This is a genomic window from Paenibacillus sp. fava2, from assembly GCF_058313675.1.
On record NZ_CM177755.1, the window covers coordinates 7,030,970 to 7,054,906 of the forward strand.

Genomic DNA, 23,937 nt, shown 5'->3' on the forward strand with positions numbered 1-23,937 from the left:
TTAGGCCTGGCTAACGAGGCGCTTCATTTCAGCCGCCGCCGCCTTCTGGTCGCTTTCGCCGGTGATTCCGCCGCCAACGATAACAAGGTCAGGTCCGGCTGCGATTACTTCCGGCAGGGTGCTCAGCTTGATGCCGCCGGCAATGGCTGTTTTAGCCTGCTTAACTACACCTTTGATCGCCTGCAGGTCAGCAAAGGAGTTTTTACCTTCAGCCTGGTGGTCATAACCGGAGTGAACGCAGACATAGTCAACACCAAGTGCGTCTACTTCAGCAGCGCGGCCGGCAATATCCTTAACGTTGATCAGGTCAACCAGGATCTCGCGTCCGCTTTTCTTGGCTTCCTCAACTGCGCCTTTAATAGTGGAATCATCGGATACGCCAAGCACGGTCACGATGTCCGCGCCTGCTTCCGCCGCCTTCATCACTTCATAACCGCCAGCGTCCATAATTTTCAGGTCAGCAAGCACAGTCAGCGCCGGAAAAGCGTCCTTGATCGCTTTTACCGCATGCAGTCCCTCGTTAATAACAATCGGAGTTCCGATTTCAACGACATCAATAAACTCAGCAACCTCCGAGACGATTTCCTTGGCTCCGGCGATATCAACAAGATCAAGCGCTAATTGCAATTTCATATATTGTGGCTCCTTTTTAGATATATTTTTGTAAGTTCTGGACTTAGTGTAAGTTCATACAGTCAAAAAAGGAAGTAGGCACTTTCTCGTGATGTAGTTACCCGGAGGATACTATTGGACCATTCACGGCTTCAGCTAATCGTACTAATGAAAGAAATCCCACCAATCCTTTCATTATTTTCACGAAAAATACTGCAATTTCATAAAAGCTGTGCTAACATACATTAGATTTGAAAATATACGACTCCCAGTAATGATCCGAAGAGGTGCATAGATGAAAACGAAAGACCAACAGTTCAATCTCTTTAAGCTGACCTGGCCGATTTTCCTGGAGCTATTCCTGTTCATGCTTATGGGCAGTGTGGATACCTTTATGATCAGCTCCGTATCCGATGATGCGGTATCCGGGGTCGGGGCGGCCAATCAGATTATTGCCATGGCTATCCTGATTCTCAGTGTGATCGGCAATGGTGCGGCTATCGTCGTCTCCCAGTACCTGGGCTCCAAGAAGCCGCTGGAGGCGGCAAATGTCACCGGTAATGCTATTACGCTAAACCTGCTCGTAGGTATTGTTCTCAGTACAGTGCTGCTTCTATTCGGCGGTAATCTGCTGACTGCACTGAATGTGCAGGGCGATATTCTTGTTCATGCCAAGGTCTATATGAATATTGTCGGCGGCGGGATTTTCCTGCAGGCACTGCTGAATGCGCTGGCTACTACCATCCGTACCTATGGCTTCACCAAGCAGACGATGATGGTTTCGCTGCTGATGAACGTGATTCACGTAGCAGGTAACTATATTCTTATCTACGGACATTTCGGACTGCCCGCACTTGGCGTGCAGGGAGCTGCCATCTCGACGGTAGCCAGCCGGCTGATCTGTCTCGTCCTGTTCTTCCTGCTGCTCTATCAGATCATGGAAGTAAAGGTGAAGTGGAGCTACTATATCTCCCTGTCCAAAAAATACGTGATGCAAATCCTCAAAATCGGCATCCCGGCCGCTTTTGAATCCATTACTTATCAGTCCTGCCAGCTCGTGTTCACGCTCTACATCACTTATCTTGGCGCTGAAGCCATGGCTACCCGCCAGTACGCGCTGAACATCTCTAACTATATCTACCTTTTCAGTGTAGCTGTATCAATGGGTACTTCAATTATTGTCGGTCACCTTGTAGGAGCAAAGCAGACACAGTCAGCCTACAGCCGCGTATTCACCAGTGTAAAATGGGCCCTGCTCGTCACCGTCGTGATCGATGTAATTGTCATTGCGTTCCGCGTTCCGCTGTTCGGGCTGTTCACCGATAATGAGACCATCGTGATGATGGGTGCGCAGGTTATTCTGCTCAGCTTCTTTCTGGAGACGGGGCGCACCTGCAATCTGGTCATCATCAACTCCCTGCGGGCTTCCGGCGACGCCAAATTCCCGGTTTACATGGGCCTGATCTCCATGGTCTGCATGAGCCTGCCGCTCGGCTATGTGCTGGTGTTCCAGATGAACATGGGACTGGCCGGCGTGTGGATCGCCACTGCTTTTGACGAGTGGGTCAGAGCCGTTATTATGTACTTCCGCTGGAAGAGCAGAGCCTGGGAAAAGCATGGCCTGATCCAGCATGACGCTAATGCACAGCCAGTAGCTCCTGCACCTGCTGCAGCCCACTGATCTGTAAATACAAGGCGGCCCGCCAAGGTATATGTACCTGACGGGCCGCTTTTTTGCGTATATAATAAATTCCATATTCATACATATCAAATCAAACGGTAAGGACGGATGATAACCATGCATTTCCCCAAAGAAACCGCTGCTGAGCAATTCGATTCACTCGCAGCTGACTGGAGCAACTCCGCCCAGGATATTGCCCTGGCACAAAGCATAGTCCGGATGCTTGGCCTGGAGTCCGGCAACAGTCTGCTGGATGTTGCCTCCGGCACAGGCGTTGTCCCCGCAGCCCTGCAGTCGCTTGGTATCCTTCCGGGCCGTTATCTGGCCGTTGATATCTCCTCTGCGATGCTTGCCGTACTCCGCCGTAACTATCCGAAAGCAGAGACGAAGGTTGCCGATTTCGAGGAGCCTTTTGATGAGGGACAGTCATTTGATTTCGTTTTGCTCTACAACAGCATCCCCCATTTTACAAGGCTGGATATGCTGTTTGCCAATGCAGCTTCCTGCCTGAAATCCGGGGGAACCTTTATGATTGCCCACTCACGTACAAGGCATGGCCTGCGGGAGCATCATGCCCGGATTGGCTATAGTCCTGCACATGACCCGATTCCTGCAGATTCCGTACTTGTAGAGCTGGCTGTCCGGTACGGTTTTCAGCAGATTATTATACAGGATGAGGAGCTGTTCCGGTTCTCATGCTCTCTCCCGGCCCTATAATTAAAGGCATGCCAGAGAGCTCAAATAAAAGTCAGCGCCGTAATCCAGCCCTGGTCAATCGCCGCATACAATACGATCAGGAAGACAGTACCTGCCATATACGTGAACGCTTTTTTCCGGGTAAACTCATGGTAGAGGTCCAGACAGGCAACCATTATACCTAACACACAAGTGAGGATAAACAGCAGCGGATTTTTATAGCTGAGATTCAAACAAATAATGACAATCATGATTCCCAGCAGCACTCTGAGTGTCACTTTAATAAACACCGGCTCCTCCCCTTCCTTATTCCACATAAGCGAGCGCGCATATCGCGCAAATAAGATTGAATAATTTTCTATAAATGTAAAATACGTCTCGTTCCTTAATCATGGTCTAACCGCCCTGCAATGTCAATGCTCCTAACAAAAAAAGCCCGCTCCTCTGAAGGAACAAGCCTGACCTTTGCAGCTTATTTAATTGAAATGCCCTTTTTGATTGCTTTCATGTCATGATTCGTATTCACGAGCATAGGCAGGATCTTCATACTGCGGGACATCGGCGAATTGCACTGCCAGCAGGTCGGCACATATTGAAAAGCAAAGTTGTCACGCATCCAGCCGGTGCAGCCCTCTTTCGTACATGACCAGATCGCTGTAGACTCCTGCGGTAAATCTTCCTGAGCTTTTTTGCGAAAATACATAAATAAACCCTCCTCAAGTTAAATCTCATATTTGTTAAATCTATACAGATACTTAAGGCAGATGGCTTATAAAAAAAGCTGCCCTCAACAGATGTTAAGGACAGCTTCTTCGCTTGTCAGTGTATTACAGTTTTACAACGTTTTCGGCTTGTGGTCCACGAGCGCCTTGAGTTACGTTGAACTCAACGCGTTGGCCTTCGTCCAAAGACTTGAAGCCTTCACCAGTGATTGCGGAGAAGTGAACGAATACGTCGCTTCCGCCTTCAACCTCGATAAAACCGAAACCTTTGTCTGCGTTGAACCATTTAACTGTACCTGTTTGCATTTGTATTACCTCCAATAGATTATTTAACACATGTCCTTTTATTCTTACGTATTGTACGAACAAATAAAAATTCACACATTGGAAAAGGTTCATACGCACAAATGATAACCTTTTACAATATGTGAATTAAGGGTTAAATTTATGATTAACAACATCATATCACATAACGTTTCCAAAAGCAAAATAAACTTTATAATTAATTCCAAAGAACTAAATACGCCGACAAAACGGCCCAAGAAAGCTGCTGTGACTCTGGAATTCACGGCCCTGCAGCAGCCCCCTGGCCCGGTGGTGCGTTCTAGTCAATATAGCCGGCCAGCCCTTTATCCATCAGATAATCCATTTCGGCATCAAGGATGGTTTCAACCGTCAGCTCGTCCAGCTTCACATCGCGCTGGGCGGTCACATAGTCGACCAGATCATCATTATCAATATCAACCTCGCCCTTGCTGTTGGCTTTGGCATTGTTGATAAAGGTCTGCTCATGCTTCAGCACCAGCTTGATCAGCTTAGGATCCACCTTGGTCTTGGCAGCCAGCACCTCCAGCAGCTCTTGTTCATTTACTTTATCGCTCATACTATTCAGTCACTCCTTAGCGTTACATCATCTGAAAAAAGCGCAGGCATGCGCCATGAATATCTATTGTAGCATACCGCTGTCCCCGCGGCTCCTGCCTCATCTCCACCAGGGGATCGAAGGGTAGAGGTCAGTCCCTACCTGAACCGGTTCGCCAATTCTCGGCGTAGCCAGCCGCAGCCCCTGCTGCTGCGCAGCGCGCAGCACCCGTTCTGCAGGATCGGTCCAGTCATGCATGGCGAGCGTGAAGGCACCCCAGTGAATCGGGATCATCAGCCTGCCCCGCAGATCAAGCTGCGCCTGGACGGTCTGCTCAGGCAGCATATGGATGTCCGCCCAGCGCCGGTCATACTGCCCGCATTCCATCAGCGTCAGATCAAACGGGCCGTACCGCTGCCCGATCTCCGCAAAATGCGGCCCGTAGCCGCTGTCTCCGCTGAAGAAAATCTTATCCTGCCCTCCCTGGATCACCCAGGAGCACCATAGTGTAGTATTGCGGTCCAGCAGGCTGCGCCCGGAGAAGTGCCTTGCCGGTGTGCTGGTCAGTGTCAGTCCGGCCAGGGAAGTCTCCTCCCACCAGTCCAGCTCGCGGATACGCTCTGCGCTTATGCCCCACCGTCTAAGATGCGCGCCCACACCAAGCGGCACAATGAACAATGCTGTTTTCTGCTGCAGCGCCCGGATTGTCCCGTAATCCAGATGGTCATAATGATCATGGGACAGCACAACGGCATCCAGCTGCGGCAGGTCGTTCAGCTCAACCGGCAGCTGACTGCTGTAGCGCTTGCCGCCGATGAACGGAAACGGGGAGGGAGCCCGGCCCAGCATCGGATCAAGGAAGATGGCGGCCCCTGCAATCTCCAGCAGGACAGCCGAATGGCCGAACCAGGTAGCCCGGGTATCCCTGCCCTGCCGGATAGAGCCGGCCACCAGCGGGACAGGCTGAAGCGGCTGCTTCGGCCTGGAATTGGGATTACCCTTAATGAAATCCCTGAGAATCGAGAGGCCGCCCTCGGGCTTGCTCTCAGCCCGAGCCGTCTCAAAGGGATAGACAAACTTTCCCTGCCGGTATTGAAGCGAGCGGCTTGTCCGTTCCCGCTCGGCCTTCGAGGCCCGGCCGCCAAAGGCCGGATAGAGGCTCATAACAATATATGCAGCGGCAATCAGCGCCAGGATTAACGCTGCAATGATAATAATAACGGTCATCCTTTTGTCCTTCTCTCCTGCTGAATTAAGATCATGGACATATTATACGGCGCTGCATCTGGCCGGGCAAATGTACCGCCTGCCTTCAGCCTACCCGTTCCAGCCGGGAATCTGCCGCAGATCACCGTTCAGGATCTGAACCGTGCTGTTAACCGGAAGACCGCGCGGCGATGAAGCGGTTTCTATATAGCAGGAGGCAATGCCCGCTGCGTTCGCTCCGGCAATATCCGTGCGGGGATCGTTACCGATCATGATTGCCGAGCTCAGATCAGCACCGTAATTGTCGGTCAGATAACGGTAGAACAGCGGATCTGGCTTGCTGACCCCCGCCTCTGAGGAGATGGCAATCCCGTCGAACAGATGCAGGATGCCCAGCATCGTCAGCTCTGCCTCGATAAAGGTTTTCTGGCCATTGGAGAGCAGGAAGACTTTTTTGCCGCTGCTTCTAAGCCGCCCGAGAATTTCCGCCACACCCTCATACAGAGAGATGCGGATCATGGATAAGGTCCGCATCCAGCGTACGGTTTCATGAAGCCAGGCCTGTCCGGGCTCACCGCCCAAATCCCGGGCTATCTCCCGGAAGACCTCCTCCATAACGAAATCAGGGAACTCACAGTGCCGGGCTGCAGCTTCAAGCTGCCGGTCCCGGGCTGCCAGAAACCGCTTCTTCAGCTCTGCTCCATTAATATTCAGCCCGTGATAGCTGAAATGCAGCGACAGCCGCTCCCATACCTCACTGTGCTCCTCATCTGTCTCAATATCGATCAGAGTACCGTACAAATCAAAGATATAAGTGTCGTACATACCTGCTCTCCCCTTTCCTTATCCGCTCTAAATCATCCGGCCTGGTCGGCCGGCATTCCGGACATAAACATCCTTAGTGTACTACAAATAAACAGACAAGCTGAATATCTATGCAACAAAATTCAGGCCGCTGGCGTTTAGTACATGACTAACACCCGACTAACTCAACCAAAGGAGCTTACAACGATGAAAACTACCCTGAAAACAAGCGCAGTCCTTTTAACCCTATCCCTGGCCCTGTCTACCGGAGCTGTTTCGGCCGCTCCTGTAGTTACTTCCCTGAATACAGGCAAAACGCCGCAGGCTGCAGGCACAAGTACCATCGCCGCCAAGACATTTACTATTGAATTAAACGGCTCAGCCCTCACAGAACAAGGCTTCCAGCCTTCAGCTGCCAAAGAGCCGCTTGTGCCGCTGCGCGCGGTTGCAGAAGCCCTGGGCTTCAGCCTTACCTGGAACCAGTCCAGTAAAACGGCAGAAGTGACCAAAGGCAACATCTTCACAACCGTTAAGAGCGGTGAGAACCGCTATACCGTAAATAAAATGTCCACTACGCTGGGAGCAGCACCGCAGACGCTTGAGAATAAGCTGTATGTGCCCGCTTCCTTTGTGAGCGAAGTGCTGCATCAGACTGTATCCGTGGAGGGACAAAAGATCGTGATCGCCTCAGCCATAGAGCATATGACGGAGAATGGTGTTATTACCGCTATTAATGCTGACGCAAAGTATCCGGCCATCCATATCAAAGGCACAGGAACCTCGGGCCTGGTCCTTAATATAGGTGAAGATACTGTATTCCGGAAGGCTGACGGCACCAAGCTGACTTTGGCCGACCTGCAGATCGGCATGACCATTGAGGCCGAGCATGCATTGTTCTCTACAAGAAGCCTGCCGCCGCAGACGCCGGCTTATCAGATTACCGTCCTGGAATCCGCACAGCCGGAAGGTCTGCTGGGTACAGAAGGTGCTGTGGAAAGTATAAACACCTCTCAGGACGGGTCGCTGCTGATCCGGATTAACGGTACCGGCCTGACGGAAACCTCGCAAAGCGAAATCGTGCTCCGCCTGCCCGCTGACGCTGCTATCGTCAATGAGAGCGGCGACCCTGTCAAGGCTGACGCTATTGTTCAGGGCGCAAAGGTCATCGGCTTCTATGGCCCGGTGCTGACCAGAAGCCTCCCGGCTATCGGAACAGCATGGAAGATTGTCGTTCTACCTGCACAGCAGCAGTAAAACAAGCAGCAGCAAAAACCGCAGGCCCTTGTCATCCTGACAGGGCCAGCGGTTTTTTTAACGTTCGGGCACATGCCGGAAGCATATCCATTCAGCTACAGGCTGCGGGCCTCCCGTAAGGCAGGCTGCCGTCCCAGCGTCACTTTGTTTTTGCCGCCGGTCTTGGATAGGTAGAGCGCCTCGTCCGCCTCGCGGTATAACGTTTCAAACGTTGCGCCGCTGTCTTTCGTAAAGGCAATGCCGGCGCTGACCGTAAGACTGATCCGCTGGCCGCCGTCGAGCCTGACAAGATGACGGGACATCTCGCTGCAGAACTTTTCTGCTTCCGCGAGTGCAGCTTCTTCATTGTCTGCAAAGAAGCAGACGGCAAACTCCTCGCCTCCGATGCGTCCGGCAATGCCCCTGTTCTGGTACATCCGCAGTATTTTGTCCGAGAAATCAATCAGCGCCTGGTCTCCGGCCATATGGCCATATGTATCATTAATCAGCTTAAAATCATCGATATCAAACAGCAGCAGGGCTATTCCCGCTTCATTCTGCAATGCATAATTCTCGATCAGCCGCATAAAATGCCTGCGGTTATATAGTCCCGTCAGATCGTCCACCGTAGCCTGATAGAGGAGCTCACGCTCATATCTTTTTTTCTCACTGAGATCACTGAATACAATAAGCATACCCGCAGACGTTCCTGGCCCCGGCTCAGTGGCAATCAGGGACAGGCCATAACAGGACCCGTCCGTACCGGGGACATCAATTTCGAACTGGCCCTCCAGCCGCTGGTAATAGTGCACCGCCACCTCACCGTAGCGCTCCAACAGCAGAAAAATATTTTTGCCGAGCCATGATTTCTCAGGTCTATCTGCCAACGCGGACAGCATAAGCTCTCCAGCCTCATTGATATCAATGATATTGTTGAAGCGGTCGGTCAGCACGATGCCATCCTTCATATTTTCGATAATCTGCTTCTTTGCACGGGGGTAAAGTGAAAGCTCCGGGTCCCGGAACATGGAGAAGTAACCTATAATCACAGGAGGCAGATAGGTAAATGCAATGAAACCGGTAATCGTAATCTTGAGCAGCGGCAGCAGAAAAATGGACCCGATGGGAACCAGCAGGCTTAGCAGCATAAGGACATTCCATTTAAAATAAGACTTGGACGCACTCTGCAGGGAAACTGCCAGCAGAAAAACCGCGTATAGCCCAAACAGCTGGTCATACGCAATGAGCGCCATATTCAGCACGGTCGGATGTACGACAATCCCACTCACACCCGCCACAGTATTCATCCCCACCCCCTTGCGCATCAGATGATGCCACGAATCGGTGAAAATCAGCAGCACATAAAGAGCTACCGGAATGCAAAAAAGAGCCAGCCGTCTGTTCAGCCCGTCCGAAGAACGAGATATGTATTCTTTGATTACAGCATAAGTAAAGACGGTGCTCAAGAACAGCGGAGCCTGCTGAATATTCCTCCACCACAGCTTGGCCTGAAAAGATTCCGAGAGGATTTCTCCGGCCGTAGCCGCGAAAATCACGCTGACCAGCAGCAATAAGATCCATAAATAGCGCCTTCCCGGTGTGTTGCGGTACCGGCAGGAGCTGACGCCCATGTAGAGACTTAGAACACTGCCCATAATTAAATAATAGGGATAACCCTGCATCCACGGCATGTCATATTTCTCCTAATTTAGTAATAGCTTTGCCTTATTATATCCTACTCCTGTTCACAATTGAACCTTCTGCCCAAAATAGACAAAGACCCTGCGGGCAGCCCGCAGGGTCATATTAAAGGTGAGAAGCGAATATTTAGTTATGCCAGTTTCCAGTTGCTAGGGGACAAATCCGGAAAACAACCGACGAAATCTCGATTTTGTTTTCTGTTTCCCTTTCAGATAGTACATGGGTAATCAACTACCTTTCGGAATACACATTACATGCCGTTCCATCCGTTAATTGATGCCTTCCACTTCCCACCTGCTTATCATTACCCGTAAAAGACACCGTTCAAACATACACCTGCTGCAGCACTATAGCGATCTTACCGCCCCTCCGTCAATCAGCAGCGCCTGCCCGGTGATATACGTATTGGCAAAAGAACCGAGGAAGACCGCCGCTTTTCCGAACTCCTCCGGCGTCCCCGCCCGGCCAAGCGGGATGTTCTTCAGCGTGGCCTGCTGAATCTCTTCAAGCGCCCGGCCTTGTGCCTCGGCCCGCTTGCTGTCCAGCTGGATCAGCCGGTCTGTGCTGATCCGCCCGGGGGCGAGCGTATTGATCAGAATGCCATCAGGTGCCAGCTCGGCGGCAAGACTCTTGTTCAGCGCCTGCACGCCGGCGCGGAACACATTGGAGAGAATCAGCCCGTCGATCGGCTGTTTGATGGATGCGGAGCTGATCGTGACAATTCTTCCGCCTCCCGCTGCGCGCAGCAAGGGCAGCGCCTCGCGGATCAGCCGCACCGTGCTCATCAGCGTCAGCTCGAAGCCGCCGGCCCAGTCGCTGTCGGCCATATCGGAGAAGCCCCCGCCCGGAGGCCCGCCGGCATTAGTGACCAGCACATCGATGCCCCCCGCCCATCCGGCCGCAGCAGCAATGGCCCCGCGTACCGCTTCCGGGTCTGTAACATCCATTTCCACCAGCGCCACCTCCGCGCCGGTCTCCGCCTCAATCCGCTGCGCAGCCGCTTCAAGCTGCGCCTGGCTGCGGCTTGCTATCGTCACCTTAGCCCCTTCGCGCGCGAACTCCAGTGCAGTAGCCAGTCCCAGCCCTTTGCTCGCAGCCGCTACAAATACCGATTTGCCTGCCAGACCCAAATCCATCTCTTTTCCGCCTCCTGGTTCAAGTTCCGCCGGCCGTCTGCAGCGGGATAAACCAATTGTAAAAGAGAGTGTAACGGATATCCAGTCCGGCCTCCCCTTTACACATCGTATTCCAGCTGCTTTTTGGCCTGGACAATGAAGTCCAGCGGATTCTCAATCGTTGCCGCCTCATACTGCACAGCCCCGATTTTGAGTCCGAGATTAACTTTATATTTGCCCGTGAATTCATTTTCGTTCAATTGCTGTAGCTTTAGCTTGATCCGTTCGATTACAATCCTTGCACCATCGTGGTCCGTAAAGAGCAGCAGCCCCCAGGTCGCATCGTCCTTATCCAGCAGATAGAGCGCATCATTCGTGCGGATACTGGACTGGCTGAGCTGGGAGACGTCATAGATCGCCTCGGACAGCTGCTCCTCAGGGATGAGCCGGCGGATCTCGCTCCAGTACTTCACCTTAATGACCAGAAGCGTCAGCGGAATCCCGTAGCGCGTGGAAATCCCCGTAAACAGGCTTGCATCCTTCTGAAAAGCGATGCTGTTGCGCAGATCGGTATTCTCATCCACCGTGGCCAGATTAGCCGCTGCTTTTTTGAGCCGCTCATTCTCCGCCTGCAGCCCGCGGGAGCTTGAGGTGAAGATCCACAGCATCACTGTGATAAGCGGGACCATAATCAGCCAGAAGTAAGTGCTGACTCCAATCGTCTCTCCCCTTGATACCGTCTGATATACAGTAAAGAGGCCGTAGATGAAGATAAAAGCAAGGTTCAGCGTCAGCCCTGCGGTTACCGTGGTGAAATACGTTACCAGCGCCAGCAGGAAGGCGATATTCAGAATGATGATATTCTGCATATAGCCGCTGCCGGAACCGGCGATAAACACAACACAGATGAACATCAGCACCAGAAAGCCGAGGAAGCCAAGGTCTGAAGCCAGGCTGCTGCGGTTACGTCTCACGTCTATCACCACGTTTCTTCATATGTTTGCGGAGCAGAAGAAGAAGAGCTACAAGTACGAGGGCAACTACAAGGACTACAGCAACGACGAAGCTAAGCACATCGCTGCGCTGCACAATCTGCTCCAGTGCCGAATCCTGCTGTGCCCCTGTATCGGTCTTGAACCGGTAGGCACTCACATTACCATCCTTGTCGGCAACCACACCATCCCCGAATACCTTCCACTTGTCCTCTTCGCTGGCAATCAGCCGGGAAGCAAGATAATAATCCTCGGCATTTACCGCCGTAACCGCCATATAGCCGCGGCCGTTCCCGTAAGGGGATTCCACCAGCTGCAGCGTCCCAATCGCTGAGCCGTACTGCTCTTCAATGCTCATTTTTTCATTGGAAACAAAGGTTGTCCCGTCCTTGCTGTACCGGAAAAACAGCTTATCGTTGTTATCCCGGATAATTCTGTTGTTCTGATAGGAGCCGACAGCCAGGATATTGTTGTTCTTCAGATTATCAGCACTGACCTCGTCAGTGTAATAGTGAATGTCACCGGTATTGCCTTCCGAATACTGTCCCAGCAGATTGAAGACATTAGCCAGGGTTTGATACGCATAGTCATCCATTTCCTGAGGCAGCACCACCGCTACGTGATTATAAATGCCGTCCCGCAGAAACGGATACGGATAGTTATTGAACAGCAGGTCTGTCCGGTCCTTGGTGTTCAGATGCAGCAGCGATTCCTTATCAATGTACGCCCACGGCATCTGTTCGGTATTCGGTGTACAGACGGCGTTTTCCATCTCCAGATCAAAGGCTACCGTAACCGAGAAATTGCCGGAGATATTGAGATTCTTAGGCACTGCCAGAGTGAGCGTATCCCCGTTGGCGAGCTCCTTCGCCAGCTTCTTGCTGCCGATCGGTGTACCGTTGATGCTGACGGTAACCAGCGAGCGCGAAAAGTCGAGATTGCCGGCATAGCGGAAATCAAGGCTGATCCTTCCGGCGTCGGCAATCGACCGGTTGGACGGCAGGGCGACGAAATAGGTCTGCTCCCGGTGGTTCGGGCCGGACAGCTTGTCACCGGATTCGGTGAGCGTTACATCCGAGCTGATGCTGCCTGCCGGCTCGTCCACCTGTGTGGAGTCGTCGATTACCTTCAGCTCACCTGCAAGCTGGCTCATCAGCTCCGTGCTTGCCGCCATTCTCCCTGCCTTGATCAGCAGGCTTTCATCCTGCGAGGTCACGACCAGCGTGGGCCGGCTGTCCTTATTTACCAGCTGGATCAGCGCATGCGTGCCCAGATCCTCCTCTGTACTAAGCTGCTGCTTCAGCTCAGCGGGTACACGGCCGTACATGGCCACCAGTACTACTGCCTTCTTGTCCTTCACGGTATCCTCCCGGTAAGGGAGCATATTGATAGTTTTGTCTGTCAGCGCATTCTCTTTGGCGAAGCCCGACAAAGCATAAGTAGCCGACTCCAGCTCAGCACCGGAAGCCCCCGCCGGTACGGTGATCAGACTCTTGCCGCTCTTCACGTTATCAATGCCGGAGAACCGTTCGCTGAAATCGCTGATACCGCCGGTAAGCGCTTTGGTGCTATAGGTTACCGCTATGCTTGAGGTATTGAAGAAATGAAGCCAGTTGTCCGGCGAATTGTCCACGTAACACACCTGATTATTGTCTGCCGCCGTTTTCAGATCGCCCTGAAGGGTCAGCGTATTGCTGTCTCTTTTCAAAAAGCCCTTAGGCGCAGTAATGCTGATAACCTGCTCCCCGTTGTCCGCAGGCGACGGCCGGAATGAGTGGAACGGGATACCGTTCAGTGACAGCGTTATGCTCGACATCTGATCCCTTGTGATTTGTGAAACCTGAAAGTGCAGGTTAATCTTTACGTCCTCCACATTCCAGTAATCCATCACCGTAAAAAACTGCTGTGACGAGGCTCCGCCGGAAAGCGCAGTATCCGTGCCGGTGAAGGAGGTTTCATAGGTCAGTCTGCCGGCACCGGGAAGCACTGCGGCTGCAGAAGCCGGGGGCAGCAGAGACAGGAAAAGAGCGAGGCAGAGCGTAAGCATCATTATCTGTTTTTTTATTTTCATCCGAATCTCCTGTGTCCTTATTTCTCTTCCACCAGCGCCTAGTAGCGCTCGGTTTTGTACCATTTGGCTTCCCGTTTGAAAATAACGTCCTTGAGGTAGTTATACATCCCGTATGCGGCAACAGCCATCCACAGCTGGCAGTAAGAAACATACATCAGCAGAATAATGCCCAGATTGGATAAGCTCATCTCGCCCTTTTCGGTCGTCAGTGTGACAAAAATCCCGACCACGAACAGCACAATGGCAAGCAGCCACAGAAAGCTGCTCAGGCCGGCAATTGTGGTATGCACGAATCCCATCGCATGCAGCACCAGCAGCAGGTCAGAGGTGATCAATGAGATCAGCAGCAGAAAATAAATCGACACATAGTACAGAATATCGAAGCGGATTTTGGAGGCGGAGCGGTCGAACAGCAGCGGCAGATTTTTGACAATGACATAGACATTGCCTTTGGCCCAGCGGGTCCGCTGCTTGAACCAGACCTTTACCGTCTGCGGCTCCTGCTCCCAGGTGACCGACTTCGGCTGGAATTTGATCCGGTAGCCCATCATGTAAATGCGGAAGCTGATTTCGGTATCCTCGGCAATCGCTTTGACATCCCAGCCGCCAATCGCCTCAACAATGGACCTGCGCATAATAAAGTTGGTTCCCGGAATCGTGCACAGCTTGAACAGCTTCCACCGTCCGGCCTGGGCCATCCACTGAAAAGACAGCGTCTCTATATTAATAAACCGGGTAAGCAGACTGGCATCACGGTTGCGTGTCCGGAACTTGCCGATGACAGCGCCGAGCCGGTGATCAGAGACGATCTCGGCGACCAGATATTTCAGCGCCGTCCGCTCAGGTGTGTTGTCGGCATCATAAATGGCGATCAGCTCGCCTTTGCTGCGGGTAAAGCCGATGTTCAGGGCATTGGACTTTCCTTTGCCTCCGGTAACGGAATCGGTGTTGATGATCAGCAGATTGCGTCCCGGATATCTGTTCTGTATATTTCCCAGCAGCATGGCACTGTTATCCGAGGAATTGTCGTTAATGACAATGATTTCATAGCGGTCATGCGGGTAATCCAGCGCAAGCAGTGATTCCACAGTCTTGCTGATTACTACACCCTCGTTATGGGCAGGAACCATGATCGTCACAAACGGATATTCGCCTTTGATTTCCGGAACCTCTTCCCGCTCCGTTTGAATGTAATACAAATATCCGGCAATAATCAGGGCAACATTGACCAGCAGCAGCGACCAGATACAGATCACCGCAATTACCATCAGCACGTCCGAGATCGTCATGTCAGCCTCCTGACCAAGCTTTATTTCAAATATTTTCGGCGGTACAGCCTGTAGCCGACCGTCAGCAATCCCCCGAAGAACAACAGGGCGATAATAATGACAACGATAAAAAACTGGTTCTGCACACTGAACAGACCTCTAAAGCTCTGGTACTGCTCCTCTTTATATTGAAAATCACTGCTTACTGCTTCGGGAACATAATCTACATTGAGCGCTTCACCGTTCACTCTGAGCACTCCGTCAGCGGAGGTAACGGTATAGCTGTCTGTAGCCGTCTTGTGCGCGGCCTGCTTGTAATCGGCAAAGGTGATCCAGTAGCCTTCCACCGTCTGCAGCAGCGCCTCCAGTCCCGCTTCATCCCCCGGAAGGTTCATGGTTACGGCGGTATTCACCGGCAGCTGCGGCATGGCTTTGCCTTCATGCATAAGGTCCGCCAGAAAATCGGGCGTCATACTGTAGAGCGAGGATGTGAAGGCGGCGGAAACATTGGTTTTCTCCATATGAATCACATTTTCGTCCGGGAACAGCACGACCGAGTCAAAAAACTTCATGCCGGCCGAGGAATACTCCTTATCATAGGTCCAATAAAGGTCCGCCCCCATGCCCAGCGGCGCTATGCCGTTCTCTGCCAGCAGATTAATAAAGCTGTTCATTTTATCGCCAAGTGTGTGATCACTGCTGTTAATGGAAGGCATCACAACGGGGGCATTGACCAGAATACTCCCGTTTTTGGACTGCACTACCTTGAGCGCATCCAGATAACGCTGCATGGCCGGAAAGTCCGTATTGCTGAATACCGGCCGTACGCTGGCAATGAACGGAATCCCGGCATCGTACAGCCTGCCGGCCAGCTTCTCCAGCAGAGAGAGATCCGAGAACGGATAGATCTCTTTAATAACCAGATAAGGCTCAGCGGTCTCAGCTGCTCCCAGCCAGTCCTTCAGCACATAAGCCATCGCCAGCCTGCCGGCATTACCTGCGTCCAGATAAGGCGCATAGGTGTAGCTGCCCGAGTTTATAGCGTACGGAACCTTGCCGGACGTACCCGGTAGCGTCAACCTGCCGTAAGTCTTATCCGCTCTGCCGGCCGCAATATACGGAACCTGCTGCAGCTTGATACCCTGCACCCGGAAATCACCAGCCGCTAGCCCGGCGCTTCCCTCCTCGATCAGGCCGGACTGCAGCTTCAGGGTCTTCTGCAGCGCGGCGGGCGGATTATACCCGATATGCAGGTATTGCCCCCGGTAACGGTCAATATCAGCTTCATAGGATGTGCCGGCAGACAGCTTAGGGTCATTAAGAACGGTAATGACTCGGGCATATGCCTCCATATCCCCTTGTTCATAATGATCGAGCGAAACCACGGTCACCTGGACAGCATAGGCGGCAAGCAGGCGCTCCAGCTCCCGCACATCCCCTTCACGCGGGGTCCCTGCTGCCAGACTGTCATACAGCAGCAGCACTCCGGGCTGCTTGGCCGCAGCCTGCAGCGCAGCCGCTTTTGCCGGGACTGCAGGCTGCAGCAGCAGGACTAGTGTCAGCAGCAACGGCAGAAGCAGTCCCGGTCTGCGGCTGCTCATATGCTGACACCCTTCTGCACCTTCGGTATGCGGGCTGCCATGCCCGCTGCCGGCTCACGGCTGCCGGAAAATCTGCGGCCGATCACACCGGACAGGGCCAGCACCGATACGAGATCAAAGGACAGGGTAAACAGGAATTCATGCTTCGAGATATCCGCGTCGCCTGCCCCGATAATGGAGACCATGATGCCGGACAAACCGATGGCCATACTGGCCACAATCAGTGCCATCCGCTGCATCCCCCGTGAATCCCACGCCTTGAGCGCTTTGATAAAGGACGGCATATAGAGCCCGGTCACCAGCGCCATCCAGAGCAGGATGAAGCCGAAGGTTTTAGGGGCAAGAATCCCCTTCAGCAGACTGTACAGAGCAAAAAAGTGGCTCTGGGCCCGAAATTCCTTGCCCGCCGATTGCTCGTAGTTACCCATGGCTGCAGGTTTGATCGAAAAAGCGCTCCGGGCAGCCACATCCAGAATCGAGCCGAACTGGTCCGGATTCGTAAGATAATATTTCAGGATCGAGACGAATCCGTATTTGCTGTAGAAGTTCTCCTCCAGAACCGGTGAGTTGACATCAACTGTTCCGTACTGCTCATAGTAAATATTGTTTTTCAGGATAGCGTATTGTTCATTAATCCCGAAGGATTTGAGCGAGGTCTCCGGATTGGCAGAATCCTTCAGCACTCCCCGGGTCATCGCATGATACTGGTTGATGTTGACGAACTCCTTCGAAATGTTCAGATAGGTGCCGATTCCGGCTGCAAACAGCAGAACCAGTGAAATCACCGTCATTATACGGAAGATCCGGTCCTTTCTTACCCACAGGAGCATAATCCCGAGTACAGCAAGAATAATGCCTACCGGGGCATTCTGCTGTTTCGAGGTTGTGAGGAGTAGCCCGCTGACGACAAACAGGGCCAGCAGAAAATAATCATTGTAGCGCTTGCGGTACAGCAGCAGCCATGCGGCAAACACGTACAGCATCATGATCAGTACAATGCTCTCGCTATAAAAAGAATTGAAATAGGCGGTGTAACCTGTATCACCAAATACAAAAATGGCCAAAAGGGCGCACAGCATCCCCTGTTTGCGGGTCATGCGGCACGTAATGCCTTCCACCAGCAGATAAACGGCGGCAGCATAGAGCAGGGTATAAATGGCCGCCTGAAACCGGATATCGAACACCGTGCTGCTGAACAGCAGCTTGTTCAGGCCGATGGCCAGACTGATGAACAGGGACTGGGACGAGTCGAGTGTTGCCCCGTTTTCGTTATAGTATTGATAGATGCCGAACTGCTTCACGAAATAGCCAAAGTACTGGCTGTCATAATCCGGCTGGCTGAAATAAAGTCCGTTGCTGTATATATTCCGGAAAAAATCGCCGTTATCGGCCATCCCGATATAGGGAGCCGTGAACAGGGCGATCACCGTGATCAGCAGCACCCCAAATGCGGCAACGAAGGCCGGGGAGGAGCGGAAGCCGGCAAGCCTAACGCTCTGCCGCAATGTTGTCTTAACAGTGTTGTAGATCAAGCGGATTCACCTTCGTTATCATTCGTTTTGGGAGGAATAGGAATAAGCCAGCAGCGCCATCAGATTGTCAAAAGAGTATGCCTGTCCGGTATTCGTGTCCCCAAACCCGCCATACAGCGGACTTGCCGGGTCTGTAACTCTGAATTCATTCATCCGCTGAATACTGTCCGCATAGAGTGCATCATCGCCGGCAGCTGCACCAATCATGGCCGTCAGCGCATAGATCGCCGTGGAGCGTATATCATTCGCCGGCTTGCCGTCACGCGTATACTGCCCGTACAGCGTACCCGCCGCGACCTGCTCTCGAATAAAACGGAGGCTTTCCGGATTCTGCCGGCCGACCTCGGTCAGATTCAGAATGCTGAGCAGCGATTCTACTGTATTAATACCGTCTGAGCTGTAAGCTCCCGATGCATAATCAAATCTCGTCTCATAGAAAGGAAAGGAATCGGACAAATACCCGCCCTCAATGATTTCGCTCATATTGTGCAACAAAATACCTTTAGATTCGCTACTAATCGACAAATTTCGCAAAATACTTAGATTAATATAACACAAAGTTATAAACCCGTTGTTGTTGTGGTAATAATTGTCATATATATCAAACATGTAACCATCTTTAACATTATTGTTATAAAATTTCCTGGAATACTCTCCGGCTTCATCTTTATATTCCTGATTATCAAAAACCTCCCCGGCCTCATATAAGGCCCCGATCATCCGCAGATCATCCACAGCGGCATTAACCGTATACTGCTTATCCCGTTCGGGGCTGTAACGGTAGCTGAACCCGCCTTCCATGGCAAAGACCTGTTTGGCAAGCTCCCACTCTCCGGCAAACCGTTCGGCATCCCTGTTGCGGACGGCACTCAGCATCATCAGCGAGGAGGATTCACTAAGGATCTCATGTCCGGTTGCCGCCTCTGCGGACTGGTCTGTTTCCAGCAGATTCGTATACACCCCATAGGGACCGGTAAGCTGCTTGTCGATAAAGCTATACAGCTTCTGTATATCCGCAGTATTCCCTTCAGGCGGCCGGACCGGGGCCTGTGACGGGGAAGAAGAAGCTGCTGTATTCGCTGAAGGTGCAGGCTGTGCCTTGTTGCTGCAGCCAGCCAGTAAGGCCATAAAGATCAGACAGACCAGAAGGGTGCTGCGTCCTCTATCCAAACCATCACTCCTCTACATAAAGGGAATTTTTTTGTCGATAATTATATTACGGTAATATAAGTCACAAAGTTGAACTCTTTTCCCATCATTTTGTGCCAAAATAATAAAATGAATCCTTTTTCCTAGTTTTTTACGGTTCTATACTCTATTCCGGACACAAAAAAACTGCCTGCAGGTTATGCCTAACCCGGGCAGCTCTATTAAATGAGGACGTTTAACGTTTACCCTTTAATCCTGCGGTACGTTTCTTCATCTGACACGATATACAGTCTGGCATCCGGCGGAATCGGCTGATCTAGCTTGCGGTTGATTCCGAGATCGCCGCGGTCCGAAAGCAGGGTGGCCCCCTGAAGCAGCAGCGCCTGAAAGGCCTCTCCATACGTCCGCCAGCCTGGATTCACCGGCACCTCGTAGATGTCATCCCCGTGCTCGCGGCTGAGCAGCTGGCTGATCACCTCCGAATTCCCTTCCTGCAGCGCCGATCTTACAGCCAGCCTGGAAACGGCATCATGCGACAGCACAAATTCATTAACCTGGACATGCCGGAAATTCTGGATATGCTTCTCCTGCATAATCTCTACTGTCGTATGTACCTGCGGAGCAATCCGCTCAATACTGGAAATGATCAGCAGCGATTTGCCGTCAACCAGCGAAGCCTCGTCAATACGGATGTCACTGAATACAATCGCCGCTCTCGCTCCGCCGATGTTGGCCTTGAGCAGAATGTCATCGCTTGAGGCATCCCCGCTGATGAAATGCACCTGCTCCATCTGCTCCAGCGGATGCTTGCCCGATTCGTCAATAATGACAATCTGGCATTTCGGCGCATAACACAGAATTTCATCGACGGCTGCCTGCGTTTTCCGGCTCCAGTTAATCAGCACCACATGGTCCGTCCCGTGAAAGCTCAAGGTTCCAGCCCCTCTCCTTCTCTGTATCTCTCCCATTGCCTCGACAACCTTACCGATCACCAGACTTAGAAGGCCGATGCCGAAGATGTACAGAAATATCGTAAATACCTTACCTGAAGGCGTAGCGGCAAAATAATCACCATAGCCTACAGTGGACATTGTCGTCATGACCCAGTAGAACGCATTAAACCAGCTGTTAAAGGTGTCAGGCTCCAGTGCATATGCAATCGTGGCGCTTAGTACAACAAAGCACAGGATCATGGCAGCAATGGTCTTTTTCTTCAATGCAATCAGCTTACCGGATAATTTGAGGAGAAAATGCACCTGCCCGCCCCTCTTCCCTAGTTAATGTGGCTGCCGCCGGTTTATGGACGGCGGACAGCCGCAGATAAATGCAAAGCTATCAGATAATCAGGCTGCTTACAGCAAAGGACGTTCCAATGAACACCAGGCAGAGCATGGTTCCCACAGCTGTGTTCCCCTTCTGCAGCTGCTCGGAAATTCTGAAGCCCGGAGTGAACAGCTCAAAGATCCAGTACGCCGCAATCAGGCAGACATACCCTACAGCGAACCACAGCATCATATGCCAGATCGACGTATTCGTATATGCCGCTACACCAATAATGATCGCTGTAGCCAGGAATTTGCCGCCCAGCGCCAGTGCTACTGCGACATTGCCTTTCTTGATTTCCTCCATGTCCTTGAATGGCGTCATCAGCGTAAAGACGACCATGCCAAGCACCTGCAGCAGAATAATCGTTAACACACTGACTACCAGATTAATTACTATCGTCAATTCGCCCACCCCCGAAATTTCGCATAAGCCGAATCATAATCGGCAAAATCATGCACTTCCTCCAGCACCACTGAAGCTGTCTTTGCTTTTTCCAGTGCCTTGTAACGCTCGTCATCTATCGGCTGCTTGATCCGGTTGCCGGAGGGCAGCTCGAGCACCGCAAAGTTTCTTGTCTTCTCCTGGTATTTGGTTTTGTATACCCCGACAAGGTCAACATCGGTTGTAATCGATACCTTCAGATTCTTCAGATCCTCTGTCGCGGTGTTCTGGTCAGGATACGATTTGAGCGTCATCCATTCGGACAGCCGGACCTCGTTCTTCTGATCGGCAGTAGTCGTCATCTCGGCATCCATGAACTGCAGTGTCCAGATCTTGTCGCCTGTAGCATAGTTTCCGTCGTTAGGCAGCAGCTCATTATCCGGCAAAACGGTCATGTCACTGCCGATCAGATCACCCACCGTGCTCTCTACAACCCGGTAGTCCCAGGGCACACGCGAGACACTGTCCGTGGTCTCCGCTGAAGTTCCGGTGTGGAACACACTGCCCTCATTGCTGGAGCAGGCGCCGAGCAGCAGCACGGCAATCATCAGCATGCCAAGCATCGCAGCCAGCCGCGCTCTTGCGGTTCCTGCAGTCCGCCCCATATTCCCTTTATTCCTATTCAAGCTCCCTCACTCCTAACGCAATAAAATGACTGGCATTGCCTGTAATCGGTCCGCCAGCCCGCCCGAGCAGCCCGCAGGGCTTCCCGTTAATCACGAACATCCCGGTCAGCAGGTGAAGCTCACCCTCTGATGTATTGATCCGGGCAAGCTCTGCCCTTTTCTGATATACGGTCGGGAACAAGACACTGCTGTCAAAGCCCTCCTCGTCCGCAAGCTCCAGCTCGCCGCTGTCATTGAACAGGCGTACTGATCCGCCCTCGCGGCCAAATACCGATTTGGACACGAAGCTTCCCGAGAATACCGGCTTGTTGTACGTCGGCAGAACATAGCGGGAGATTACCTGCCGCTCCTCCTCCGTAAACAGCAGCCCCAGCTCATACATGCCCCAGACGGCGGCAACCAGACCCTTCGATTGCAGCAGGATGCTGTGCGGCCCGTTGAACAGCTGCAGCCGTCCTGTCTCAACGGCGTAGGCAAGCGCATCGCCGCCTTCATCTACTGCCATCCATTCTTTGGGATATAAGGCAAACATCCGCTCAATACGCCGGTTCTGCCCGTCATACACGTTGCCGTTATCAATCCACAGCTCAAGGCAGTCTACACACTCTATTTCCAGCCCGCTGTGGCGTACAAGCGCCTCAATGGTCCCTGAATCCTCCTGGTGGGTGCCGTAAGCAACACAGGCAGCGGTGTCCGGACGCTCATGGCCCCAGGCCGCAGCCAGCAGCTCCTTCATTTCCCCGTTCGGACTTCCGATTCCCGCCTGTTCACAGATCCATGGCGTCGCTATGGATGCTTCCACATATCCTGTTGGCGTATCCGCGTTCAGCTCCAGCAGCTTGATCGTCCCGTCATCCGCAACGGCAAAATCAAACCGGGCATACCGGCTGATCAGCCCCGGTTCGGGCAGCGGCGTATCATCCAGCATCTGCCACAGCACCGGCGGAATGCCGAGCAGCTCATATAAATCCTGTCTGCGGTGGACATAGCGCACCGCCTTATCCAGAATTCCCCACAGCTTCTCCGAGGCATCGGCCAGCTCCCTGTAAGTCTCTGCGGACATTACAGCAATAGCATCCAGCCAGTATTCCTCTTCCTCAAGATCAGCCCACGTGAATCCCAGCTCACCCAGCCGTTCTACCCGCGGCCCGCGCTCCAGGCCCGAATGGTCCAGCAGCTGAAAAACGCTGTTCTCCGGACTCATCCGCCGAAACCGCTGCTTCTGCCTGAGCTTTTGGAGGATGAGCTCTTCGAGGACCCGGATTTGACCGATGAGCTTGACTTGCTGCTTGAGCCTGACGAGGAGCCTAGTCCGCTTGATTTTCCGCCCACGCCGCCGGCCGAGGAGGAGCCTCTGCGGGTGATCGAGCCGGTCGAGGATGTAGATGTCTTCGGTTTAACAACTGACCCGGTGACCTGTTTGTTCTGGAAGCTTCCGCTGTTATACGTCGGCGGCTTATAGGTGGACCGGGTGCCTCCGTAATAAGTGGGCCGGTCATTATACCAGCCTCTGGAGGAGTAGTTCGAGCCGCTGTTAAACAGCATATGGTACAGCAGCAGGTCATCCCAGCCGAAGCCGTTACTGTACCCTCCGTAATTGTTGATTACCGTCGTTCCGCCGGAAGAAACAACACCGCTTCCCTCCTGCACGGTCTCCTCGGTACTCTCCTCCGGATAAGGAATGTTCCAGTCCACATTTGCGTCAAAATAGGCCTTAACCTCTTCTGTCGACCACGATACCAGCTGCGGCTCGCTGCCTGTGGCCCCGCCGGTGGCGTGAACGCCTCCGGGAACGAACATCGCATTCGCCAGCAGGGCGATGCCCAGAGAGGTTGACAGAACACGCAGCGGTTTGCCTTCTGCGTTCAGCAATCTGGGCCCGCCGCTGTCCCTGGCAGGCTCCTTTGCCTTTTTCTCATCATTTTCCACAATCATTGCCTCCTTTCTCTAGTGCTCTTTTAACCCTCGGTGCGCATCGGAACAAGCAGAAGCTCCAGCTTCCCTTGATCCACATTCAGTCTTCCTTCCACCGTCTCGTATTCCTTGCTGCCGACCACAAGGTAATTGACATGCTCCAGGGCGGTAATCATGTTCATGCTCCATACCCGCTCCTCAATGACGCGCAGATCACCTTCAGGCAGCTTTTCAAACAAAATGACACTCATTCCATTATCCACTAAATGACACTTCCTTCCTGTTAACTATTACGCTTCTGATACGCAAATATCCTCTTTTCGTTTCATCTTCCACAGCACCTGCGCACAGCTCCGCCGGAAGAAAAATAGCCGAACAGCAGCGC

The 23,937-nt window shown here is 52.6% G+C and carries 24 protein-coding genes; 3 read left to right on the top strand and 21 right to left on the bottom strand.

Going from position 1 to position 23,937, the window contains the following annotated elements:
• Positions 1–633, bottom strand: coding sequence for a 3-hexulose-6-phosphate synthase (hxlA, locus tag AC4G46_RS30960; RefSeq protein ID WP_068721432.1), 633 nt, complete (start codon positions 631–633; stop codon positions 1–3).
• A 274-nt stretch (positions 634–907) separates the two neighbouring features.
• On the opposite strand from hxlA, the gene AC4G46_RS30965 reads away from it, so the two are divergent.
• Both AC4G46_RS30965 and AC4G46_RS30970 read left to right on the top strand, forming a co-directional pair.
• On the top strand, positions 908–2,293 hold the full coding sequence (locus AC4G46_RS30965; protein ID WP_491125994.1) for an MATE family efflux transporter: 1,386 nt from the start codon (positions 908–910) through the stop codon (positions 2,291–2,293).
• 117 nt (positions 2,294–2,410) lie between these two features.
• Positions 2,411–3,010 (top strand): class I SAM-dependent methyltransferase, encoded by a 600-nt coding sequence (locus tag AC4G46_RS30970; protein ID WP_491125995.1) that lies wholly within the window; start codon positions 2,411–2,413, stop codon positions 3,008–3,010.
• A 20-nt stretch (positions 3,011–3,030) separates the two neighbouring features.
• On the opposite strand, the gene AC4G46_RS30975 is transcribed toward AC4G46_RS30970, so the two are convergent.
• The 6 genes from AC4G46_RS30975 to AC4G46_RS31000 form a co-directional block, all read right to left on the bottom strand.
• Positions 3,031–3,279, bottom strand: a complete 249-nt coding sequence (locus AC4G46_RS30975; protein WP_491125996.1) for a hypothetical protein — start codon at positions 3,277–3,279, stop codon at positions 3,031–3,033.
• A 182-nt stretch (positions 3,280–3,461) separates the two neighbouring features.
• Positions 3,462–3,692, bottom strand: a complete 231-nt coding sequence (locus AC4G46_RS30980) for a cold-shock protein (RefSeq protein ID WP_090715594.1) — start codon at positions 3,690–3,692, stop codon at positions 3,462–3,464.
• Between the two features lie 124 nt (positions 3,693–3,816).
• Entirely contained in the window at positions 3,817–4,017 is a 201-nt protein-coding gene (locus AC4G46_RS30985; RefSeq protein ID WP_036722718.1) for a cold-shock protein, read from the bottom strand.
• Between the two features lie 298 nt (positions 4,018–4,315).
• On the bottom strand, positions 4,316–4,594 hold the full coding sequence (locus tag AC4G46_RS30990) for a hypothetical protein (RefSeq protein ID WP_068721445.1): 279 nt from the start codon (positions 4,592–4,594) through the stop codon (positions 4,316–4,318).
• Between the two features lie 99 nt (positions 4,595–4,693).
• On the bottom strand, positions 4,694–5,800 hold the full coding sequence (locus AC4G46_RS30995) for an MBL fold metallo-hydrolase (protein ID WP_491125997.1): 1,107 nt from the start codon (positions 5,798–5,800) through the stop codon (positions 4,694–4,696).
• Positions 5,801–5,890: 90 nt separating this feature from the next.
• Positions 5,891–6,604 (bottom strand): HAD family hydrolase, encoded by a 714-nt coding sequence (locus tag AC4G46_RS31000; protein WP_491125998.1) that lies wholly within the window; start codon positions 6,602–6,604, stop codon positions 5,891–5,893.
• A 186-nt stretch (positions 6,605–6,790) separates the two neighbouring features.
• Between AC4G46_RS31000 and AC4G46_RS31005 the strand changes: the two genes are divergently transcribed.
• Entirely contained in the window at positions 6,791–7,837 is a 1,047-nt protein-coding gene (locus tag AC4G46_RS31005) for a copper amine oxidase N-terminal domain-containing protein (RefSeq protein WP_491125999.1), read from the top strand.
• A 95-nt stretch (positions 7,838–7,932) separates the two neighbouring features.
• On the opposite strand, the gene AC4G46_RS31010 is transcribed toward AC4G46_RS31005, so the two are convergent.
• The 14 genes from AC4G46_RS31010 to AC4G46_RS31075 all read right to left on the bottom strand — a co-directional run bounded on the left by AC4G46_RS31010 (position 7,933) and on the right by AC4G46_RS31075 (position 23,815).
• A complete protein-coding gene (locus tag AC4G46_RS31010) occupies positions 7,933–9,507 on the bottom strand; it encodes a histidine kinase N-terminal 7TM domain-containing diguanylate cyclase (protein ID WP_491126000.1) in 1,575 nt (524 codons plus the stop codon).
• Positions 9,508–9,864: 357 nt separating this feature from the next.
• A complete protein-coding gene (locus AC4G46_RS31015) occupies positions 9,865–10,653 on the bottom strand; it encodes an SDR family oxidoreductase (RefSeq protein ID WP_491126001.1) in 789 nt (262 codons plus the stop codon).
• 98 nt (positions 10,654–10,751) lie between these two features.
• A complete protein-coding gene (locus AC4G46_RS31020) occupies positions 10,752–11,606 on the bottom strand; it encodes a diguanylate cyclase domain-containing protein (protein ID WP_491126002.1) in 855 nt (284 codons plus the stop codon).
• Positions 11,596–13,695 (bottom strand): cellulose biosynthesis cyclic di-GMP-binding regulatory protein BcsB, encoded by a 2,100-nt coding sequence (locus AC4G46_RS31025; RefSeq protein WP_491126003.1) that lies wholly within the window; start codon positions 13,693–13,695, stop codon positions 11,596–11,598. The genes AC4G46_RS31020 and AC4G46_RS31025 overlap by 11 nt, the downstream gene beginning before the upstream one ends.
• Positions 13,696–13,733: 38 nt before the next feature.
• Positions 13,734–14,984, bottom strand: a complete 1,251-nt coding sequence (locus AC4G46_RS31030) for a glycosyltransferase family 2 protein (RefSeq protein ID WP_491126004.1) — start codon at positions 14,982–14,984, stop codon at positions 13,734–13,736.
• A gap of 20 nt (positions 14,985–15,004) precedes the next feature.
• The gene (locus AC4G46_RS31035; RefSeq protein WP_491126005.1) at positions 15,005–16,564 is read right to left on the bottom strand and encodes a hypothetical protein; all 1,560 of its coding nucleotides are present in this window, start codon (positions 16,562–16,564) and stop codon (positions 15,005–15,007) included.
• Positions 16,561–18,096 (bottom strand): glycan biosynthesis hexose transferase WsfD, encoded by a 1,536-nt coding sequence (wsfD, locus tag AC4G46_RS31040; RefSeq protein ID WP_491126006.1) that lies wholly within the window; start codon positions 18,094–18,096, stop codon positions 16,561–16,563. Before wsfD ends, AC4G46_RS31035 begins: the two co-directional genes overlap by 4 nt.
• An 18-nt stretch (positions 18,097–18,114) precedes the next feature.
• Positions 18,115–19,266 carry a hypothetical protein gene (locus tag AC4G46_RS31045; RefSeq protein WP_491126007.1) on the bottom strand — a complete coding sequence of 384 codons (1,152 nt, stop codon included), beginning with the start codon at positions 19,264–19,266 and terminating at the stop codon, positions 18,115–18,117.
• Between the two features lie 221 nt (positions 19,267–19,487).
• Positions 19,488–20,462: a potassium channel family protein gene (locus AC4G46_RS31050; protein WP_491126008.1), complete on the bottom strand. Its 975-nt coding sequence runs from the start codon at positions 20,460–20,462 to the stop codon at positions 19,488–19,490.
• A 118-nt stretch (positions 20,463–20,580) separates the two neighbouring features.
• A complete protein-coding gene (locus tag AC4G46_RS31055; protein WP_491126009.1) occupies positions 20,581–20,973 on the bottom strand; it encodes a DUF350 domain-containing protein in 393 nt (130 codons plus the stop codon).
• Positions 20,970–21,575 carry a signal peptide protein gene (locus AC4G46_RS31060; protein ID WP_491129022.1) on the bottom strand — a complete coding sequence of 202 codons (606 nt, stop codon included), beginning with the start codon at positions 21,573–21,575 and terminating at the stop codon, positions 20,970–20,972. The genes AC4G46_RS31055 and AC4G46_RS31060 overlap by 4 nt, the downstream gene beginning before the upstream one ends.
• A gap of 55 nt (positions 21,576–21,630) precedes the next feature.
• A complete protein-coding gene (locus tag AC4G46_RS31065; protein WP_491126010.1) occupies positions 21,631–22,842 on the bottom strand; it encodes a glutathionylspermidine synthase family protein in 1,212 nt (403 codons plus the stop codon).
• A complete protein-coding gene (locus AC4G46_RS31070) occupies positions 22,839–23,567 on the bottom strand; it encodes a hypothetical protein (protein ID WP_491126011.1) in 729 nt (242 codons plus the stop codon). The genes AC4G46_RS31065 and AC4G46_RS31070 overlap by 4 nt, the downstream gene beginning before the upstream one ends.
• Before the next feature lie 29 nt (positions 23,568–23,596).
• A complete protein-coding gene (locus AC4G46_RS31075; protein WP_167360698.1) occupies positions 23,597–23,815 on the bottom strand; it encodes a hypothetical protein in 219 nt (72 codons plus the stop codon).
• Between the last annotated feature and the right edge of the window lie 122 nt (positions 23,816–23,937).

Bases quoted from the DNA above. Each gene is read 5' to 3' on its own strand.
- AC4G46_RS31005 (WP_491125999.1), top strand. From the start codon at position 6,791: ATGAAAACTACCCTGAAAACAAGCGCAGTCCTTTTAACCCTATCCCTG.
- AC4G46_RS31035 (WP_491126005.1), bottom strand. From the start codon at position 16,564: ATGAGCAGCCGCAGACCGGGACTGCTTCTGCCGTTGCTGCTGACACTA.
- AC4G46_RS31030 (WP_491126004.1), bottom strand. From the start codon at position 14,984: ATGACGATCTCGGACGTGCTGATGGTAATTGCGGTGATCTGTATCTGG.
- AC4G46_RS31025 (WP_491126003.1), bottom strand. From the start codon at position 13,695: ATGAAAATAAAAAAACAGATAATGATGCTTACGCTCTGCCTCGCTCTT.
- AC4G46_RS30990 (WP_068721445.1), bottom strand. From the start codon at position 4,594: ATGAGCGATAAAGTAAATGAACAAGAGCTGCTGGAGGTGCTGGCTGCC.
- AC4G46_RS31015 (WP_491126001.1), bottom strand. From the start codon at position 10,653: ATGGATTTGGGTCTGGCAGGCAAATCGGTATTTGTAGCGGCTGCGAGC.
- AC4G46_RS31065 (WP_491126010.1), bottom strand. From the start codon at position 22,842: ATGAGTCCGGAGAACAGCGTTTTTCAGCTGCTGGACCATTCGGGCCTG.
- AC4G46_RS30980 (WP_090715594.1), bottom strand. From the start codon at position 3,692: ATGTATTTTCGCAAAAAAGCTCAGGAAGATTTACCGCAGGAGTCTACA.
- AC4G46_RS30995 (WP_491125997.1), bottom strand. From the start codon at position 5,800: ATGACCGTTATTATTATCATTGCAGCGTTAATCCTGGCGCTGATTGCC.
- AC4G46_RS31060 (WP_491129022.1), bottom strand. From the start codon at position 21,575: ATGCTTGGCATGCTGATGATTGCCGTGCTGCTGCTCGGCGCCTGCTCC.
- AC4G46_RS30985 (WP_036722718.1), bottom strand. From the start codon at position 4,017: ATGCAAACAGGTACAGTTAAATGGTTCAACGCAGACAAAGGTTTCGGT.
- AC4G46_RS31000 (WP_491125998.1), bottom strand. From the start codon at position 6,604: ATGTACGACACTTATATCTTTGATTTGTACGGTACTCTGATCGATATT.
- AC4G46_RS31010 (WP_491126000.1), bottom strand. From the start codon at position 9,507: ATGCCGTGGATGCAGGGTTATCCCTATTATTTAATTATGGGCAGTGTT.
- AC4G46_RS30965 (WP_491125994.1), top strand. From the start codon at position 908: ATGAAAACGAAAGACCAACAGTTCAATCTCTTTAAGCTGACCTGGCCG.
- AC4G46_RS30970 (WP_491125995.1), top strand. From the start codon at position 2,411: ATGCATTTCCCCAAAGAAACCGCTGCTGAGCAATTCGATTCACTCGCA.
- hxlA (WP_068721432.1), bottom strand. From the start codon at position 633: ATGAAATTGCAATTAGCGCTTGATCTTGTTGATATCGCCGGAGCCAAG.